Origin of the sequence: Paenibacillus montaniterrae (genome assembly GCF_018403185.1) — a bacterium.
Taxonomy (GTDB): Bacteria; Bacillota; Bacilli; order Paenibacillales; family Paenibacillaceae; genus Pristimantibacillus; species Pristimantibacillus montaniterrae.
On sequence record NZ_BOSE01000002.1, the window covers coordinates 774,264 to 793,500 of the forward strand.

The window sequence follows — 19,237 nt, forward strand, 5'->3', positions numbered from 1 at the left end:
ATGGCTACCCATAGACAACGCCTCCTTATTCTTAGTCCTTTTAATCATAACATAAGCAAATAATTGTTTGGAACAACCTTATTGTTGTGTTCTGTTCAGCCACTCATGTTCAATGGAGGTGGAGATCGGTGTGTCGGTCGTAAAGATAATGCCCGGCCTCCAATCAGTTCACGATAATAGTGACTCCCTATTTTTGTTTAGCCCTCGTATTATTGTCTCTCGCAGCAGAGCTTACTCTTGCACAGTTACCTCCGCATATGCCTTTAGGTACGTATCAGTTAGCTCGCCCTTTACTCTGAACATACCTGGCTTAGCATATTGAGCAGAATCGACTTTTTTCCAAGCAACCGCTACCGACTCTGTAGTGCCGTCACTTTTCGTTACGACGATCTTGGCTGGTAGTGAAGGGGCTTTACCAACACTCGTAGTTAGCTGAATATCGTCTACAGCAGTAATTGCTGGGCCAGCTTCAGTTCTCAGACGTAGAATCGTGACAGAATGTGCAGGGAACTCATAATGGAATGACTCTCCCAGATTGGAAACTTGCTTCTGCACAGGCTCGATGTTATTCGGATCATCAAATGAATTTTCATCAGTCAATGAAGGGGAAGACATTTCAAATACGGTTGCATCTGAAGTGATAAATGCTGCCCCATTTACATTTACTTTAGAATATTGCTTATTTGATGAGCTATTGACAACCTTTAATATAATATCACCGGTTTTCTCATCTAATGAAGCTGAGCTATATAACGGTCCTGTCGCCTTACTTTCATTCAGGTCGAACAGCAGTTCATCGTCCAAATAACAACGAATGCGGGAGCCTTCTACGATAATTTTAATCTTGTACGTTTTATTGCTTGCAATCGACTGATCAGAAACGCCCGATACGATGCCTCGCGAGCCATTCACCGCCTTCTCAATCACGGTACGAGTATTGCCCCATCCACCTAGATTCAGCCAGTAATAATTGTCAGCATCCTTAGCCGCAAAGCCTATAAGGAAGCCTTCATTTCCACTCTTTTTAGTCGCCTCCAGCTCTAACGTATAATTACTCCAGCTCTGCCCGCTTCCAAGCATGAATCTTGTATCCTCTCGGTTACTCGTCTGCTTTAACAGGCCATCTTCAATCTTCCAGCTCGAGCCAGCATCATTATACGCTATAAAATCAGCGCTTGCTGCGCTATCCGAGAAATCATTGGCATACAACACGCTGCCGTCTTCCGAGGTTACTTTTATGTTGTCATATTCAATCTGTGTTGCCCATGAACCAAGGAATATGGAGCCAGTAATATCGTTGTCGCTCTCGCTGCGCTTTTTAGCTTGAAGCGGTAATGTTTTATTCCCTGTATGATTCATAAACAGCTTCTGCACATAATAATTCGGAGTCTTAACGATGCGATGCTGGTCAAACCAGATCATATCTGGTGTCCATTGCGTAAAGCTGGCTGGCTGGCGACTGAACAATGGAGCGTAAGCAGCCATCTCTACGATGTCCGCATTGCGTTCTAGCCCTGTCATAAACACTGCTTCAGTAATCGCCGACTCCATATTGTTTCTTTTGCCAACTCCGTGCGATGCATATTCCCCTACAAATACCTTTGGACCTGAACGGCTGAAATCGTCATAGCGACTTACATTATCCAGCATCCATGACGGGGATTGATACATATGCTCATCAACAAGATCAGCAGGGTTGTTATGTTTAGCTAACCAATTATAAGCATCGCTATACGCACCATCGTTCGGAAAGGCTCCTGAGCTGAAAATAAGCTTAATCTCTGGATGCTTTTCCTTTATCGCGTCATAGAACATCTTATATCGTTCGTAATATTTTGCACCCCATAGCTCATTGCCAATGCCCAGGTATTTCATATTGAAGGGCTCAGGATGTCCATTCGCCGCTCGAAGTGCGCCCCACTTTGTCGTCACATCGCCATTTGCGTACTCAATCAGATTAAACGCACTGTCGATATAAGGCTGAAGCTCGTTTAATGGCACCGTATCAGGATTCGAGGTACAGGATTCTATTCCTACAAATATAACAGGCAGAGGCTCCGCGCCAATATCCTCAGCAAACTGGAAATATTCTTGATAGCCTAAGCCAAATGATTGATAGTAGTTGTTCGCCCATTGATTGCGCTGAGTTTCTCGCTCAGCTATATCACCGATCGTATTCTCCCAGCGGTAGTAATTATCCAGAGAACCACCTTCAACAATACAGCCGCCAGGGAAGCGGAGAAAGCCTGGCTCCATATCGTCCAGCAGCTCAGCTAGATCATAACGAAGTCCATTGCTGCGGTTATTCCATACCTTTTGTGGGAATAACGAAACCATATCTAGCGCAATCGTCGCTCGATCGTGAACAAGCACAACTAACTGGGCTTCATAATCCGTCTCATTCGCGGTTATCACACATTGCAGCTTCTGCCACTGCGTCGTTATACCGTCGATGCTGCATGCTCCATAAACTTTACTATTATCCTTGCTTCTTAGCTCCGCTGTTAGCGGATGCTGAAGCTTATCGTCACTTTTCGCATAAATCGAAAACTGATAGCTTGCTCCGGCTTCTACCGCTATTCCTGAATAGCCAGCATTGGAAATCCCTACTCCTTCACCGGCATTCGTCGCTGTTACTTCTACATACTTATGGTTCTTGTCGTTCAGCGGCTTCTCTGTCGATGCTCGTATACTCCCTTCACCTCCGCCAAACTGCTCCAGCTTCCAGCCGTATAAAGGTATGTTAAATTCAAATGAGCGATTATGTACGAGCTCACCGTACAAGCCTCCATCTGCCGCATAGTTAATATCCTCATAAAATAAACCGTACAACGTCGGGCTGATCTCATGCTGAGGCTGAGCATCTACATTAATTTCATAAGCAACGGCACCTTCAGCCCAGATTGTAAGCTCAAATTCCTTTGCAGCTGACTGACCATCCTTAGAAAGCGTAGCAGTTAGCGTTACGTTAGCATCCTCAGCATCAGCTGCTGGACGCGTCACCTTTCCTTCGTCACTCACGTACGTTCCATCTGAAGATGTCCAGCTAATCGAAGTGCCGAGCGGTCCCTTATTCGGAAGCTCAAGGTCATTCGTTATTTCTAGCGTATTTACACCCAGCTCCAGCCACTCCTTGTCGAAGGCTATCGCTTCTTCCGCTTCCATCCCTTCGCCCATAACCTGCATAACCTCAAATTCATCAAGCGCACGGCTATAGATTCTAAAATCTTCAATTTTCCCAACATAATTTGGATCTGAACTATACTGTGATTTGCCAATGTAATTCGCTGACGTAGCGCCTAATTGATCCGGGGTGATCGTCAGGTTTGTATTTTTCAAAACCTCGATGCCATTGATATAAATAATCGCTGTCTTGTCCTCTATCGTTACAGCGATATGCTGCCATTGATTAGACGAAGTGAAGGGAACACCCGTAAGCGATTGAACGGTGCTGCCCAGATGTAAGCCTAACTGAACAGAGGAGCCATTGTTCAGAGTGAAAAAGATATAGTTCGTCATGGATGAGCCAATATCAAAAATCCTTGACCAAGCTGGAAGCGAAGCAGGATTGATCCAGGTAGATATCGTTATGGCTTGTTGTTCGGCTACGATCCCATTCGGCATCTTAATATATCCACCATTAAGCTCGATCGCTTGACCTTCCCTCCCATCCTTAAAGCTTGCTGCACCAACGATAGCACCATCTTGACCATTGCCGCTTTCATCTACGATTGTCGTACCTTCTGTTTGATTGAGGCTATAGTGCAGCAGCAAATCCTCTTTAAAGCTCACTTCAGCGAGCATAGTACTGGAAGTTGTCGTCGCATCATTTGTCGAATCAGTGTTAGATCCTGAAAGCGTATGCTCTGTCCGACTCTCTTTTGAGTTAAATACCAAAAAAAGCAAGCCTATCATTAACAATATAGTTACGATTGAAATAATAAGGATTTGATTTTTTCTCAATCTCATGCTAATGAGCCCCCTATGTTTTTTTATGCGATTGCATAGTGCTAACGAGTGAAAACGATTTCAAATTTGTTCAAAAAGATCATTAACGATAAAATTACCTCCTAAAACAAAATGTTAATATAAACATTAATCATTAATATCTTAATTAAAATTCTACTATTCTCCTTAGGATAAATCAACCTTGCTCATGCAAAAAAGCCATGATTCTGCGAAATATTTCTCAGCAGGATCATGGCTATTAAATTAATGCGCCATCTTCCCCCTCATAGAAGGTTACTTGATTGCCTTCTATGATAATATCTTCTGAAATGCAATTCTCGTTGATTCATCTGGTAGCACGATTTGTCCACAATAAACATAACCTAACTTTTTCAATAGGCCCTGCATAGGCTTGTTATTAACATGCGTGTCAATGCGGATATTACCTGCCTGTTCAAAAGACCAATTTAAACAAAAGGTTGCTACCCCTTTCGTTCCTTCTGCTGAAGCAATTCGATGAATTACTCCATACGGCTCATCATTCAACCATGCACCGTCTTTTATCACTTGATAGGTTTCATCCTCCTCCTGAGCAAAATAAAACACGCCAACAATGTTGTCCTTATCGATGCAGACATATAACTTCCCCTGCTGGATATCATTCGTTAGGAGTTGTCGATCCGGATATGAATCACCCCATTGATCTTCATTGCCATTTTCCTTCATAAACTGTCTAGCGTAATCGTATATTGACATTATGCTATCCAGTTCTCCTGCTGCTGCTTTTCTAATGTTCATACTTCCCCCCACTATGTATAAGTTCTATTATTCATCATTATGAGCATATTGCATATAAAGTAATCCCTTTGGTTGTGATACGGTATAAAGAAAGGAATAGAGAGGCAGAAGCCCCTCTATTCCTTTCTACCAACATAGACAGCACAGATATCTTGCCCTTTATTCCATGTAATCTTCCAATGCGAGCTTAATATGAGCTAAATGATGCTCTTCATGCCAGGCTAATTTTGCAACTTTTTTAGCTACTGTAATTTTACCGTTTACCTGGTGAATAAATACTCGGTCTAGCTGCTCTTCGGTTAATGTTTGTCCTAAAGCTACGATTCGCTCATTAATGCCTTCTAGCATTCGAATTGAGCTTTCTACAGGAAGCTTGGTGTCTGGTTGAACCGCCCACTTTTCTTCATCAAAAGCAGGTACGGACGGGTTGTCATCAGTTAACGCTAATTTCAAGCGTTGATACATGTTCAGCTGAGAATCTGCAATGTGATGTACAAGCTGACGAACTGTCCAAGCACCTTCACGATAGGTTTTGTTTAGTTGTTCATCATTTAATGAATCTACAGCTTCTCTCAAGCGGATCGTATACGTTTCAATTTGCTTTAGCCACTCTTGAACATGCTCCAATGTTACCTTTTCTGGTACTTGTAATTGACCAATTGGGAGCTTCACATCCATGTTCAGACCTCTTTTCAATTTTAAGAATTTTGATTAACGTTTAATATACCAATGACCTTGCTTTTCGTCAATTAATCATCTTCCTCAATCTCGGCCAAAGCTTAATGGCATCAGCCCATTCTTCTAATATTAGTGTAGAAGGAGTGTTAACACGCTTTATACTATCAACGGGATAGAGTATGAGTATACGTTTATATACTTACCTACTAAAAGGATTGATATAGATATTAAACGATCTCCCTTATAACTGTTCTAATTTATGGAAATTATACACAAAAGAACTCGTAAGTTCAATAATAAATTACTTTTCAGAACTTTTAATGGTCTGCATAATGAATAGATCATTGGTCTACACTTTTTATAGAAAGAGGTGTGATCATTGAATCAATTTGCCAGAACAATAGGAGAACGCATACGGCACTACCGCCTCTTAAAAGGATGGACACAAGAACAATTAGCGGAAGTGCTAGACTCTCAAGGAACCTACGTGGGGCGAGTAGAACGCGGCGAACAAAATCTACAGCTCCAAACCTTAGAAAAAATAGCAGATGCTTTACATATTAGCGTCTATACATTATTCACACAGCAAGAACCACTCGATTTTTACCAACAGGATGAATGGATATGGAAAATTATTCTGCTTCTTAAAGAGCAAGAACGAGCATTCCGCGTTCTGCACGAAATGTTCCGTTAAACGAAGCGCCTTAACACTTTTTTTATAGAAAACAGTAGCTCCATTGCTTGGGCAGTTTTTGATAGTTTTTGCTTAAGTTAAACTGCAAGTTATCAAAAACAGCCCCTGCTAATTAGCATGAGCTGTTTAGAAAAAGTTGATTTTTTAGAAAGATGTTTGCATTCGAGATATTTGTTCTATACGATGCATTAACACGACCGACTCTCGTTAATTATCCAGCTTCAATATCTCTTCTAAACCGTTGAATAATGCGAAAGCTTGAAAACAATTATTTAAGGCTGCTCGCAATTGCTTTGTTGGCTTGACGCCGTTTTCGTACCAAATGTTTTTAACGACTAGCTTCCTAGCTTTTCGCTCCGCGATAATCTCAGCACGTCCAATCAAGCTTTCTCCGTATAACAAGGGCAGCACATAATATCCAAATTTTCGTTTAGCGGGAGGCGTGTAAATCTCCCAGGTGTAATCAAAGCCAAACAATTCCTTAATTAATTTTCTGTCCCAAATGAAATTATCCAGTGGGGCAATCAATTCGCAGCGCAATTTCGGTGCCGGATTTTGCAAGACGACTTCGATTAGCGGTAAATCTTCCATACGACAGTATAGCACGTCCTTCATCTGTTCCACATCAATAGCAACAATGCGAGCTTCCTGTAACAGTTGGCGGAAAACCTCATTGCGCTGCTCTGCCTTCAAACCCCAGATGTGCAGCAAAGCATCTGATGCACGATTCCACAATAATCCAACAGCACCGATTCGACGTAGTACCCGCCATTTGTAATGATCAAGCTCGTCCACCAACGGTTCTGGCGCATTCAGCAGATCTGGTGGTATGTACTTCTCAGCGATGTCGTAATATTTGCGTGTTCCTTTTTTATGATGGATAATTAACTCACCTGTCGAGTACATCTGCTCTAGCACCGATCGGGATGCATTGTTTCCGCTGCTCCAATGGATAGCTGATTGCCATGCGAAATTTCCATCTAATTTCAAATCACCCGAGCTTATTGCACCATATTTGTGGATGTGAGCCCGCACTTGCACTGTCAACTTTTCCATTTCAGGATAGCGCTTAGCATGTTGTCTTGCCACCTGTCTGTACCGTTCAAAATACGGCCAGTCCTCGACCGGGATAATAGCCAGATTCTTGTCGGGATAATCAATCAATAATCTATCTGTATATAGCAACTCGTCAAGCATATTCTTAGTAAATCCTTCAATCCGAGACTGTAGTACCAGTTCAGCGTTTTTTCCACAAACATCGATAGGATCATATTGAATACAGCCGACCTGTCGAACAAAATCCAATACTCCCTGCTTTCCGGTAAATTGATATTCACCCAACAGTCCGTGCTTCAATAACATAAATTGTCGTGCCTGGCGATTTGTCAATTGAATCATATATGCATCGGCTCCTTAACCCCTATGTTGGAAAACAAACACCAAACGTACGTTCTTGTTTAATTTCATTTGCATATTAAAGCTCTCCTCTATAGGCCGGCTGCATGTACTCCTGAGTCGGCTTTTCCACTGGCAGCTCATAATATCGCTCTTGAACCGACGATTGAATTTGCTCCTCGTGCGGCCCTGTCTGACGCGCAGGTTGATAAGGTTCATCTACATACATAATTCTGCGTTGAATTTGCATAAGCCCGTTCACGACACGAAGCGCGATCCAATAAAGCACAATGCCTAAACCTACATACAGAAGGTATTGCTGATTATAGGTCCAATCGATATGAAAATAACTGAAAACACTATTTTCCAAAATATCAAGCTGCATTTCATTCATTAAAATAATATGCACGACTGGAAGGGCAATAAATCCAAGCCCTATTGCAATTACAGTTACCGTAATAACAAAAAACAAAATACTTGTTACAAATCTCAGTAATACGAGCAGCAGATTCCGAATGAATAGCCCGCCATCAAAGCCTCTCACCATTCGCATAAACCAGTTCCGTCCAGCTTCAGATTGTTGATTGCCAGTATATGCAGCAGGAGCAGCCGGTAACCCCAATATTTGACGAATCATGCTCTGTTCAAAATGTACAATCCCATTTAATAGCTTTGCTACTCCGAAAAACATAGGTATTCCGATAAAGAGCGGAGTCAAACCGATCGATAGCGCAAGTCCCGTTATCGCTACTGTAAAATAGATAATACCTAGCGGTAAAGATAAAAGAAAATAAAGAATCGTCGCATACGTTTTTGAATTAAAAAGCACCCAGTTCACTTTACCTGTCGGTGTCTTGGCATTTTCTTCAGCTGCCGTCATTAATTAACACTTCCTTTGGATTCATAAGCTCACGCTCTAAGTTATGAATCCATTGTAACGGTATTATTCGACTGTCATAACCGTCTTAGGAACAGTCTAATCCTAGCCTTTAGCCCAGGGCGTGCGTGTATGCAAACTACATATCGTTCCAACTAACTTAATGACATGCTGAAAAACACAAACGATGCAACCATTCCAAATATTGCTCCCAATTTGGTTGAAATAAAATAAAAATCGCTTGGTTCCGGATCAACAACGTCCAATCGGTGAGACAGATAAAATAAAAACATCTGTAGTGCCTTTACGCGAAACAATTTCAATTTCTCTATAGTCTTGATAGGTTGTTAGCTTAATGTCATTTGCATGTCTTGTTGTATATACGGTAACATTTTCCGATGAGCTGGCTTCTTGATATTTATAGGTGTTCACATAAAATACTTTTTGCCCATAATACTGGTACGCCCATATTGCAATCCCAATACACATTAATCCAATTAATGTGAACTTCAATATTTTTTTAGCTTCCATTTCGCACCTCGCAGCTTGAACTAATGAACAATTATAATTCTATCACAATAAAAGCCTGGAGACTTGCGCATGTGCACAAGCCTCCAGGCTTTATCATTCTCCTGCCGGTACAAAACTAATCCAGCATCGTTTTATCACCAAATAGTGCTTCCCAAGCCGCTTTTCGCTCGTCAATAATTGCTTGACCGCCTGAGTTAAGGTAATCCTTCATGCCGGAATCATATACCTCGTCAAATTTGTCAACAGGTGCAACAACAGCCTTGTTCAAGATCGTATCACGCTTCTCTTTCAGTGCTTGACCTTGCCCGTTCTCTGCTTTAATTTCGCCTACATTGACATTTTTGCCTACGCGTCCCTCATTAGTCGTAATTTTATGCGCAATCTCAATATACTTGGAATCAACACCAGCGTAACCGTTGGCAATTGATTTGACGGTCAATTCAGGATCGCCCAGGTCAAGACCATTGCTTGTAATCGTATAGTCGATGTTTGCTGGAGAGTTCATAATTTTTTCGCCGGTTGCCGCAATTGTCTTCAAGGAACCGTCAGGCAGCTTTTCGTGCGTAACGCCTTCCTCTCCAAATTGCAAGAAAATACGATGCTCAAGCTTGGAAATCCAATTTATATAGAGTAATGAAGCGATTGGTTCTTTGTTGGTAGCCGGGAAGAAGATTTTACGGTCAACAGGACCGGATAAAAACTTCTTATACACGCCAGCATCGTTAGCAAATGGTTCAATCGCGACATATGCTGCATCTGGTCCAACAAGACGCTGAAGGCTTGCATGAATACTGTCCTCACCGTTGCGGTACGGGTAATCCCAGTTGTGTATAAATGCGCCCACATAGCCAACCTTCATAAGATTATCCTCTGTCGTATCTCCAGCAGGATAAAGTGAGAAGTCCTTCCAGACCAGTCCTTCGTTATACCACTTGTTCAACGTTCTGATGCCTTCCTTGTAATTTGGCAGAAGGAAATTTCGATCATCAAAGCCGTTTATATAAATGTCCTTATCTGTAATATCGTTAGGCACGAAGGAAGCTGTCAAATGATCCGCACGCCAACCTACATCAAAGCTTGTTGAAAATGGAATCATTTTGTCCGCATCTGCTCCTAAAAGGGTAGAAGCGTTATCTCTAAATGCGATGAGCATATCTTCAAACTCTTGCAGCGTTGTTGGTGCTTCGAGTCCAAGCTTCTTTAACCAGTCCTCGCGCACAAACGTATTAATGCGGTTAAGAACATTCAAACGCGCTTCCAGCGCCCATAACGTTCCCGTGTTAGGATCCTGGTCCCAATAGATGTTTGTTTCCGTTAAATAGTCAAACATGTCCGGGAAAAGGTCTTTATTTTCTTCCAGAATAGGAGCTAAGTCAAGAACACCGCCCATATTCGCGTAGGTTTGAATGGTTGGATAGGAATAGGTGATGCTAACATCTGGCGCTTGATTCCCTGCCAAAAGGTTATTAATGACCTCGCCCTCTGTCCAACGAGGTACAGGAACGAAAGTAACCTCTACATTATGGTCGCGAAGCATACCGTCTTTAATATATTGTGTGTAGAAGTTATCCTCTGGCTTGGTGCCTCCGTCATTACCACGGTCATAGACCTCAACTGTAATTTTACGAGTCTCCTTAAATTTCAAATTGGAATCGAGACCCAACGCTTCTAATCTGGCATCGCCGCCCTCTTCAGCGGTATTCGTTGCAGATTCTGAATTACCTGCTGCTGGAGTTGGCGAAGATGATGGCGCAGGTTTGTCGTTAGTACATCCTGTAATAACTAACGCAAGTGCAGCACTGATCGTCAGAATGGACAACGCTTTACGAAATCCCATGTTTGTTCCCCCTTATTTTCATTAACTATTTTGAATTGATTTATAAAAATTGACATAGCCAATTTCTATCATGTGCTGACCCCTGGCTTGCCCCTTAACCTTTGACGGCTCCGATTGTAACACCCGAGATAAAGTATCTCTGCAGCCACGGATATACGAGCAAAATCGGTACAGTTGCAAACATAACCGTCGCTGATTTGATCGTTTCAGACAAGCCTGGGTTTGAAAAGCCTTCCTGTGTAGCTACCTCAACACTGGTGATGCTGTTCAGTATGTTGTAAAGCAGCAATTGTATAGGGAAGTAGGTTCTATCTGACATAAACATTAACGCATCTGAGAAGCCGTTCCATCGACCTACCGCGTAGAAAAGAGCCAACGTTGCAAGCACAGGAGTAGAAAGCGGCAGATAGACGCTTATAAGCACCCTGAGCGGTCCTGCTCCATCGAGCTCCGCAGATTCTCTAAGACTGTCTGGGATACCAAATAAGAAGCTGCGCATTATGATGACATAAAATACACTAATACTGTTTGGCAAAATCAATACCAGCGGATTATTGAGCAAGTGTAGCTCCTTTAACAGCAAATAGGTTGGAATTGTGCCGGCACTAAAGTACATCGTAAAGAGAATAATCGCGATAATCGTCTTTTTCCCTTTCAGGTTGTCATAAATAAGCGGGTATGCGCACATCACCGTCATAAACATCGACCAAACGGTGCAGATCACCGTTAGTATTGCTGTCCATAGCAACGACCAGGTGTATTTGGAATCTCCTAGTACAGTCATATAAGCATCGAAATTCAGTCCTTTAGGCAAGAGCAATACTTCATTTTTCACCAAGGCATCCGCAGAGCTTAACGATCGTGCCAATATATTCAATAGCGGCAGGAGACAGACTAAAACACACAACAAACAAATGAAAGCGATTACCCAGTCTCCGATTTTAGTGCTTCTTGATTTAATCATGCTATAGCCCTCCTACCAGATGCCGCGTTCGCCAGATTTTTTTGCAAGCGCATTTGCTGCAAATAAAAATATGACACACACGACCGATTGAAATAAACCGACGGCAGTGGAGAGTGAAAACTGCAATCCACGAATACCGTTGTTGTATACGAATATGGAAATAACATTCGAAACATCTGTGACAAGCTTATTGCTGAGTGCGTAAGGTCTGTCAAATTCACTGCCTAAAATTTGTCCCAGACTTAGAATCAGCAACACAATAATCGTTGGACGAAGTCCTGGCAGCGTAATATGCCAAATTTTTCGCAAACGACTTGCTCCATCCACCGATGAAGCCTCATAGAGCTCTGGATTGATCCCGGCAATAGCGGCCAAATAAATGATCGTGTTCCAACCACAGCTTTGCCAGATGCCAAGCAGAATGTAGGTGATTACCCAATACGTAGGGTCATTCAAAAAAGGAATTGATTCAAAACCCATCTTATTTAACATGATGTTGACAAGTCCTGTCGTCGGTGCAAAAAGCTGAAGAGCCATCCCCGAAATGATTACCCAAGATAAAAAGTGTGGCATATAAACAACCGTTTGAGTGAATCTCTTAAATCTTCTGAACGCGAGTTCATTCAAGATAATGGCAAGTATGATAGGTGCTGGAAACCCAACAAGTAAGTCTAGAAAGTTAAGAAGGATGGTGTTTCTAAGTGCATAAAGAAAGTCGCGATTGGAAAATGCCTGAATAAAGTATTCGAAGCCATGATTTGCTGCCCATTCCATCTCCCAAGGACTTTTCACAATGCTATATTCCTTGAACGCAATTTGAATATAGCCCATCGGGATATAACGGAAAATAATAAAGAAAGCCAACGGGAGAAGCAGCATTGCATACAGAATCCAGTAACGTTTCATATAGGTGAGCGATTTACTCATATTTGTAGTTAACATATATGTTACCGCCTTACGTATAAATTTTTATTCCCTTTTCATAGCAGGTTCCATAAATCTCTCTTGATCTAAACAACACCTCCATCATCGTTTGGCGTCTAAGTTTATCTGTTTCGAACTTGATCAAGCTCATTCGCGGATCAGTTCTTTAACTGCAAGCTCCGAATTTACGCCATACTTTTAGAGGAGTACGTTACAAGGGTTAAGGGTGGTCCTTCTCCAATCTTGTTGTTGTCTATTCTTGTCTATTTTTGTGTAAGCGCTGTCACAACAACGTGATTTTTACTAAGCAAACTTTTCAACGGTGTATCTTTATCAACTCCAGTATTCAAAAATTGTTCTGAATTAAAGCGGTTTCAAAACCACTTTTGTCTTTAATATAATTTAGCATTGAAGATACCTTCCGACAATAGACTGAATATAGGTAACAGTGGCTAATTAAAGATTATTTTTTTGAAAAAGACTGCGCGCATTCTACTCCGGTTGTTTCTTGAGACATTGAGATGGAGAATATCCCTTGATCATTTTAAATTGCTTTCGAAAATGCGACAGATCTTTATACCCGCAACGCTCTGCAGCTTCGCTTACGTTGCACTCGCCATTTAGCAGCATATCTTGTGCATGGTTAATTCTCGTTTGCGCCAAATATTGATTGACCAGCATTCCCATTTCATTTTTAAATAGCGCCCCAAAATATACGGTATTGAGCCCTACCATATTGGCAATCTCTTTCACAGTAACATTGCTCGCGTAGTTTTCAGAGATATAGCTAATCGCCTTTTTCACCCGATAGTCTGTACTCGTGGGGTCTTTTTTCAAGAGAATGAGCTCAAATAATCTATGAATAATGACAAGCAGCAGACCTCTCGTTTTGATGAGATACCCGGCTTCCTTACGCACCCAGGCATTGGATAACTCTCGAAATAATCCGATGAGATCGCTTTTAATTCCGATATGCGTCAGTAAAGGAAGTGGAAGATCGACTGCTAGTTGTCCGCTCATTTCATAGAGCTTAAAGTTAGCCGAGAACAAGTGCATAAGGTCATCGACGACGCAATGGGCTTTACGAATACTGCCACTTGGAATACAAAGAAGATCGCCGCGCTTCACCTCGTATTGCACGCCATTAATGGTGTAAATCCCCCTCCCTTCAATCACATAAGTGATGTCATAAAACGAAATTTCATTTTCTGCGATTTCCCATGCTGGTGTGCACTTTCTGTAGATCAAATAGCCGATATCAGGAACTAAAAAGTCATTAATTTCCACTGACAAATTGATTCCTCCTCCCAAATAATACCTTTAATTTGTCCCCTATTACTATAATTCAACCTTTCTACAAAATTGTCAACGAGATGGTTAAATTTGGAGGAAATTATAAATATATGTGGGGTGTGAAGCTATGAAATGTTGCTAAAAAGATAAAAGTCCTGAAGCCTCGAGTATGCAAGAGGGTTCAGGACTTTTATTATTATCTTGCTTTCTATCAACCAAGCCTGCAATCTACATGGCACGACTGATGTCTTGAATGTTTTTTATGCACGAGAACAAATCTTAAGTTTATTTCCGCTCTCCACGCTTCTTATAATCCATTTGTATTTCGTTATACCACCCTTCAGGCATCGCTGAACATGCGCGGAATGTTGCGACCGCTTCGCTCATGACACGGAAGTTCAATTCAACGCCTTCTCTGTCTGCATGGTAGTTCTGGGCGCGATCTGCGGAGATGCCAAACCGTCCCGCCGTTTCAACAGCGTCGATATTTGCACCGAGAAAGATAAACTCCCACCCATAATTTTTCTTTTGCTGCTCAATTAGTGCCTTTATTTTCTCTGCTGAATATTCGCGGCTGGAGTTTTCCTCCCCGTCGGTGATGATAACAAACAGCACCTTTTCGGCACGGTAGTCGTTGGCTGTATGCTTTTGAGCATTGCCAATTTTGTGGATTGTCCTTCCGATGGCATCAAGAAGCGCTGTCGATCCGCCAACTTGATACTCTTTCTCGGTAATCGGGCTGACCGCCCTTATATCAATGCGGTCATGAAGCAGTTCGTACTTATTATCGAACAACACCGTCGTTATGCGGCACTCGCCCTCAACCACTTTCTGCTTTTCAAGCATCGAGTTGTAGCCGCCAATCGTATCTTTTTCCAAGCCGCTCATTGATCCACTCTTGTCCAGTATGAATACCAGTTCTGTTAATCCTTTTTTCATTGAAATGTCCTCCTTAAGTTTATTGTGACTTAAGGGTAACACTTCCTATCGAGCGTAAGGTCGCTTAAGGAGCGACAAATTGCCTTTGAGAGGCAAATTCAGCGTAATCATCAGCTTATCCACCCAACAGTGGCAGGTCGTATTTAAACAGTACTTCGTTAATCTCGAAAACATCGTACTTGCCACTGATTATGAAATACTCGACAATCACATCGAACTTTTGACTGTGGGACAGCGTGTACCCAGCCCGTTCTAAAAGGTCGTCCGTTTCGGGGAGAGTAAGTTCCAAAGCCAGTGCGAGAGCGATGGCGGTGCGCTTGCTTGGCATATATCCTTTACCCGTTCTGATTTTGGAGAACAACCTGCGGTCGAGGTTGGCTCGTTTGTAGACCTCCACATCTGTTTTACCCTTGGCATCAATCAGCCGCAGAAGAGTGGTCGAGAAAGACTCGTCCAAATTTCCGATCAAATCGTCAAGGTCTGCGTTTGGTACGGCAGCAGACGGCATCGCTATTGGCGGCAGCGGAGCAGTATAGCTTTTGAGGAGATCGGCTTCTTCAAGAGCTAAACGCTCGACATCGAGCATTGCACGCCGTCTTGTTTTGTGTTCCTCAACATAGTGTTCGTCAATGTAACTGGCTACTTCACCGAGTAGTTTCTCACTGACAGCAAGCGCTGCCTTATCAAATACGGCAAGGTACACATCCAAATCGTGATCAGCGAGGAAGTCAAGTATCGCCGAGGTAGCCACTTGCAGAGCTTCGTCTTTGGGGTATCCGTAAATACCACTTGAAATCAACGGGAAGGCTATACTTTGACACTTATGCTTGACGGCAAGCTGAAGTGAATTTATGTAAGCGGAGCGTAGGAATTGCTCGCTTTGCTCTGCAATACTATGATTGTAGACAGGACCCGCTGCATGGATTATGTACTTTGCAGACAAGGCAAACCCCGGTGTAATCGCCGCCTCTCCAGTTTTGATTGGGGCAAGTATATTGCAGGCGGCTTGGAGTTCAAGTATTCCCGCAGCTTTGAATATAGCACCGCAAACACCGCCGCCCATTTGCAGGCTGGTGTTTGCGGCATTGACGATAGCATCGACTTTCATTTTTGTAATGTCCTGACGTACGATGGTGTATGGCATTAGTACACCTCCTCTAATAACTTAGAAATACTGCTATCCGCATTCCTAAGGTCAATGAAGGCAACATTGACCTTTACATTGTCATCGGAGGCAAATCTGATGTCGTTTTTGCTTACACCATCGGAATAGGGATACAGTAAGACAATGCTGTCTGCTTCATACTTTTTACCGTAAGCATACATCTGGTACATATCAGATTGTGAAATACCACTGTTTCGGGCATTGTCAGAAAGCAGCTTCCATTTGGTGTCAAGAACGACTGTGCGCCTATCAAATTCCAAGACAATGTCAGGACGAAGGGAAAAGGCACGGGCCGGACTGTCAAATAGACTATATCTGGCATCCTGAGTTCGTAATATAACGCCGCTGCCGATGTGCTTGCAAAACTTCGCGGCAACAAAACTCTCGAACACCTTTTCCATTGGAAAAAGAAGCGCAAGCGAAACCTCGCTTCCGGCAAAAGCGGTGAAACTATTTCCTTGCAAGAAAACACGGCACCACGAAAGAACCTTATTGTAATGATTCATACCGCGGTCGACAAAGCACTTTGAGAAGTCCGAATCATAGCTTTTGGAATATTCCACACTATCAAAATAATTCAGCAGACGGACAGCATTTTGACGGTTGCGTCCGTCACTCGTAGTATTACGCAGAAAACGAAGTGTGGACTTGATCAGACGGTTTTCCGGTCTGTTTATATTGAAGTCGTCGTAACAGACAAAAAATCGTTCCTTGTTTACCAGATTGTATTTAATATTCTGGGAAGCCAGCAGCTTACCTTTATAGAACCGTTCATTTACTTCGACTGGTGTATAAGCAGCTTTTATCCCCTGCTTCGTTAGAATAGCGACCTCGTCAAGGAACATCTTAATAAAAATTTCGAGAAGGCTCAGGCGGTCAACATGGAGTTGTGAAACATTAAAATTCTTAAACGTTACGTCCTTCAATGTTTTTAGCATCTCAAGGAAAATCCGCTTTGTGTCGCCCTCGGTAATGTCGCCTCCTAAGATTTTGGGAAGAATCTCTATAACAGTACCATCAGTCATCGTTATCAGCTTCTTTGACAATTATAATAGAATTTTAGAGGGGAATAATGATTTTTTTGATTTAAGTATGTCTAATCGAAGGAATGCATTTGCTTAATACACTCAATAAATACCTTTTGCATCAATAGGCAATTCCCTGACATGCTTAAGATAATTAGTCATATTGGCATCATCTTTGGCATTGTAAGAATATCGAAAATATTCAGCGACATCCTTGGCTAGAACCCTAAACAATTCACACGAAGTAAATATCGAGGTCCACATATTTTCATAATTGCTATCCGAATAAGTTGCCTTATACAATTCCCAATATGATTCAGGCAGATACTTTTTCATATACTTTCCCATTTTTCCAATCGAAACTTGGAAATCAAGTTTGGTGCCTACCCACCATGAAATCATATTATCCAAATGAGGTCTGATAACCTGTTCAAACATTTGTTTCGCATATGGTAATTCATCGCGCCAAATTCCTTTGGCTACATTTTGCAGGCACCACCAAAAATCATTACAAGTACCCAAAAATAACTGTTCCGTAGGCTCTTTTACACGATAGTCAATATCTGTGGGGGCAGGAATGATTGGTAGACAGTTGTCCTTATCTAATAGTGGAATTGTCAGCTTATCACTAACGTAACTTTCAAGCATAAATTCTTTAGTTTCGATTTGAAGGTCTATACGATTTCCATCTGTAAATAACATTAAATATGCGTAAGACCGAGCGAAATCCATCTCTATACCAATAGATTGGTCATTTTTATCAGGCTCTTGCATCATAATCAATTCACCAAAGACATTTATCCATGTTTCATCTTTTATAAAAGAAGTCGTTTCGGTTACTACATAAACTATATCATAATCCTGAAAAATATCCTTAGGAGCATTCGGATTCGTTCGTGATCCGTTCATATATACCGCTCGAATTCGTTCATCCGTATGAGCAACCCCTAGTATTAAATCAAACATTTCTTTTTCAGTTCTCATGTACTCCCCTCCAAATCTTCAAATATACTAAACATAGTATTCTAGAATATATGCTATTGCAATTTAGGTCGGAGCAGGACCTGATGTACGGAAGAAAAGCTTCATCCCGCTGAGGTTTATATTCTTGAAAGAAGGGCCGGAAGTCTCTTTGCAATTATTTTAACATAATGGGCACCCGCAAGTTCTCGCCTGCCAACCTGCTTGAGCATTTAAACAAAGAGATGAGTAGACGTACTCGCGAGCTCGGAGTATTCTGGAAGTTAGGAGTAAAACTTTCTGTAGAGGCAGCTTTCTGAGTTGTTTAAGTTAATCTGGTTGTTTATCTAATTTCTCTAGTTCATAATCATAACCGTCATGAATTTCATTAGTAATATTGTCTTGTCCCACGTAAAAAGTAAAGTCACCGTTAGTAGAAGTAAAATAAGAGTGATATGTTCTATGCATGATATCAAAATCAAAATCACTCATATACAGGACTTATGCAGTTCGCCCCAACAATTGTAAGAGCAAGACTTTAATAGATGAACAGTTATCATTCAAAAAAATACTTGACAAATAAAAATCGCCTAAATAATTGTGAAGGATACCTTTTTAAACCGGTATATCTTAAAGAATTTTGGGTGATGTTTATGAAATCAACATTGGAACAACCACGCTTTCGGAAACTGATGCATGGAGCGTGCGCTGGCGCACCTCTTTTGCGCACCTTATGGGATCGTTTCGACTTTTCTTTGCTCCTTACACAGTCTGGCATCTTCAAGCGTAGCGGTGCACCGTCTTGGATGCTTTGTTTTATGTACGTCATTGGCTTGGTTTCAGGTTGTTCATCGGTCAACCAGATGGCCATGCTTGCCGATAAGGACGCCCTTCTTGCGCTTATGTTTAAGCCCTACAAACTCGCACAATACACACTCAGCCGCTTCTTTACGACGCCTTTCGCCTGGCGTTCCTTTGGCAAGAAGCGTGTCCAGCGACTGCAAGCCGATCCCGATACCGCTCTGCATGAAGGAGATTCGATTAACCTGGACGACACCCATATAGCGCACCCATTTGCGAAAAAGCTGCCGTTTCTGTCCAGGCTTTTTGATGCCTCTACCAAGTCCTATGGCTGGTGCATGAATCTGGTTGTCTTGCAAGCGGTGTGTAAGAATGGGCTGGAGTATCCGCTCTTCTCTAGCATTTGGC

The 19,237-nt window shown here is 42.0% G+C and carries 18 protein-coding genes; 2 read left to right on the top strand and 16 right to left on the bottom strand.

Annotated elements, in window-relative coordinates; all coding sequences use genetic code 11:
- Positions 1 to 231: 231 nt before the first annotated feature.
- The 3 genes from KJS52_RS09085 to KJS52_RS09095 form a co-directional block, all read right to left on the bottom strand.
- Positions 232 to 3,969, bottom strand: a complete 3,738-nt coding sequence (locus KJS52_RS09085; protein ID WP_213514407.1) for an alpha-L-arabinofuranosidase family protein — start codon at positions 3,967 to 3,969, stop codon at positions 232 to 234.
- A gap of 288 nt (positions 3,970 to 4,257) precedes the next feature.
- On the bottom strand, positions 4,258 to 4,746 hold the full coding sequence (locus tag KJS52_RS09090; RefSeq protein ID WP_213514408.1) for a GNAT family N-acetyltransferase: 489 nt from the start codon (positions 4,744 to 4,746) through the stop codon (positions 4,258 to 4,260).
- A 159-nt stretch (positions 4,747 to 4,905) separates the two neighbouring features.
- Complete coding sequence (locus KJS52_RS09095; RefSeq protein WP_213514409.1) at positions 4,906 to 5,424, bottom strand: YfiT family bacillithiol transferase; 519 nt, start codon at positions 5,422 to 5,424, stop codon at positions 4,906 to 4,908.
- Positions 5,425 to 5,803: 379 nt separating this feature from the next.
- On the opposite strand from KJS52_RS09095, the gene KJS52_RS09100 reads away from it, so the two are divergent.
- Positions 5,804 to 6,118, top strand: coding sequence for a helix-turn-helix domain-containing protein (locus KJS52_RS09100; protein WP_213514410.1), 315 nt, complete (start codon positions 5,804 to 5,806; stop codon positions 6,116 to 6,118).
- A gap of 207 nt (positions 6,119 to 6,325) precedes the next feature.
- Here KJS52_RS09100 and KJS52_RS09105 read toward each other — a convergent pair whose 3' ends face one another.
- The 13 genes from KJS52_RS09105 to KJS52_RS09160 all read right to left on the bottom strand — a co-directional run bounded on the left by KJS52_RS09105 (position 6,326) and on the right by KJS52_RS09160 (position 18,520).
- On the bottom strand, positions 6,326 to 7,516 hold the full coding sequence (locus KJS52_RS09105; RefSeq protein WP_213514411.1) for a winged helix-turn-helix domain-containing protein: 1,191 nt from the start codon (positions 7,514 to 7,516) through the stop codon (positions 6,326 to 6,328).
- A 76-nt stretch (positions 7,517 to 7,592) separates the two neighbouring features.
- A complete protein-coding gene (locus KJS52_RS09110) occupies positions 7,593 to 8,393 on the bottom strand; it encodes a sensor domain-containing protein (protein ID WP_213514412.1) in 801 nt (266 codons plus the stop codon).
- Between the two features lie 152 nt (positions 8,394 to 8,545).
- The gene (locus KJS52_RS28005) at positions 8,546 to 8,683 is read right to left on the bottom strand and encodes a DUF6199 family natural product biosynthesis protein (protein WP_507763533.1); all 138 of its coding nucleotides are present in this window, start codon (positions 8,681 to 8,683) and stop codon (positions 8,546 to 8,548) included.
- On the bottom strand, positions 8,643 to 8,921 hold the full coding sequence (locus KJS52_RS09115; protein WP_213514413.1) for a hypothetical protein: 279 nt from the start codon (positions 8,919 to 8,921) through the stop codon (positions 8,643 to 8,645). The genes KJS52_RS28005 and KJS52_RS09115 overlap by 41 nt, the downstream gene beginning before the upstream one ends.
- A 115-nt stretch (positions 8,922 to 9,036) precedes the next feature.
- A complete protein-coding gene (locus tag KJS52_RS09120) occupies positions 9,037 to 10,758 on the bottom strand; it encodes a type 2 periplasmic-binding domain-containing protein (protein WP_213514414.1) in 1,722 nt (573 codons plus the stop codon).
- A 94-nt stretch (positions 10,759 to 10,852) separates the two neighbouring features.
- Entirely contained in the window at positions 10,853 to 11,722 is an 870-nt protein-coding gene (locus tag KJS52_RS09125) for a carbohydrate ABC transporter permease (RefSeq protein WP_213514415.1), read from the bottom strand.
- 12 nt (positions 11,723 to 11,734) lie between these two features.
- Positions 11,735 to 12,664 carry an ABC transporter permease gene (locus KJS52_RS09130; protein ID WP_246563340.1) on the bottom strand — a complete coding sequence of 310 codons (930 nt, stop codon included), beginning with the start codon at positions 12,662 to 12,664 and terminating at the stop codon, positions 11,735 to 11,737.
- A 474-nt stretch (positions 12,665 to 13,138) separates the two neighbouring features.
- Positions 13,139 to 13,933: an AraC family transcriptional regulator gene (locus KJS52_RS09135; protein ID WP_246563359.1), complete on the bottom strand. Its 795-nt coding sequence runs from the start codon at positions 13,931 to 13,933 to the stop codon at positions 13,139 to 13,141.
- 291 nt (positions 13,934 to 14,224) lie between these two features.
- Entirely contained in the window at positions 14,225 to 14,878 is a 654-nt protein-coding gene (locus KJS52_RS09140) for a vWA domain-containing protein (protein WP_213514417.1), read from the bottom strand.
- Between the two features lie 115 nt (positions 14,879 to 14,993).
- Complete coding sequence (locus tag KJS52_RS09145; RefSeq protein ID WP_213514418.1) at positions 14,994 to 16,022, bottom strand: macro domain-containing protein; 1,029 nt, start codon at positions 16,020 to 16,022, stop codon at positions 14,994 to 14,996.
- Positions 16,022 to 17,068 carry an McrC family protein gene (locus tag KJS52_RS09150; RefSeq protein ID WP_213514419.1) on the bottom strand — a complete coding sequence of 349 codons (1,047 nt, stop codon included), beginning with the start codon at positions 17,066 to 17,068 and terminating at the stop codon, positions 16,022 to 16,024. The genes KJS52_RS09145 and KJS52_RS09150 overlap by 1 nt, the downstream gene beginning before the upstream one ends.
- Before the next feature lie 102 nt (positions 17,069 to 17,170).
- Positions 17,171 to 18,052: an aminoglycoside 6-adenylyltransferase gene (locus KJS52_RS09155; protein WP_213514420.1), complete on the bottom strand. Its 882-nt coding sequence runs from the start codon at positions 18,050 to 18,052 to the stop codon at positions 17,171 to 17,173.
- A 306-nt stretch (positions 18,053 to 18,358) separates the two neighbouring features.
- The gene (locus KJS52_RS09160) at positions 18,359 to 18,520 is read right to left on the bottom strand and encodes a hypothetical protein (protein WP_213514421.1); all 162 of its coding nucleotides are present in this window, start codon (positions 18,518 to 18,520) and stop codon (positions 18,359 to 18,361) included.
- A gap of 53 nt (positions 18,521 to 18,573) precedes the next feature.
- On the opposite strand from KJS52_RS09160, the gene KJS52_RS09165 reads away from it, so the two are divergent.
- A partial coding sequence (locus KJS52_RS09165) for a hypothetical protein (protein ID WP_213514422.1) occupies positions 18,574 to 19,237 on the top strand: 664 nt, incomplete at its 3' end.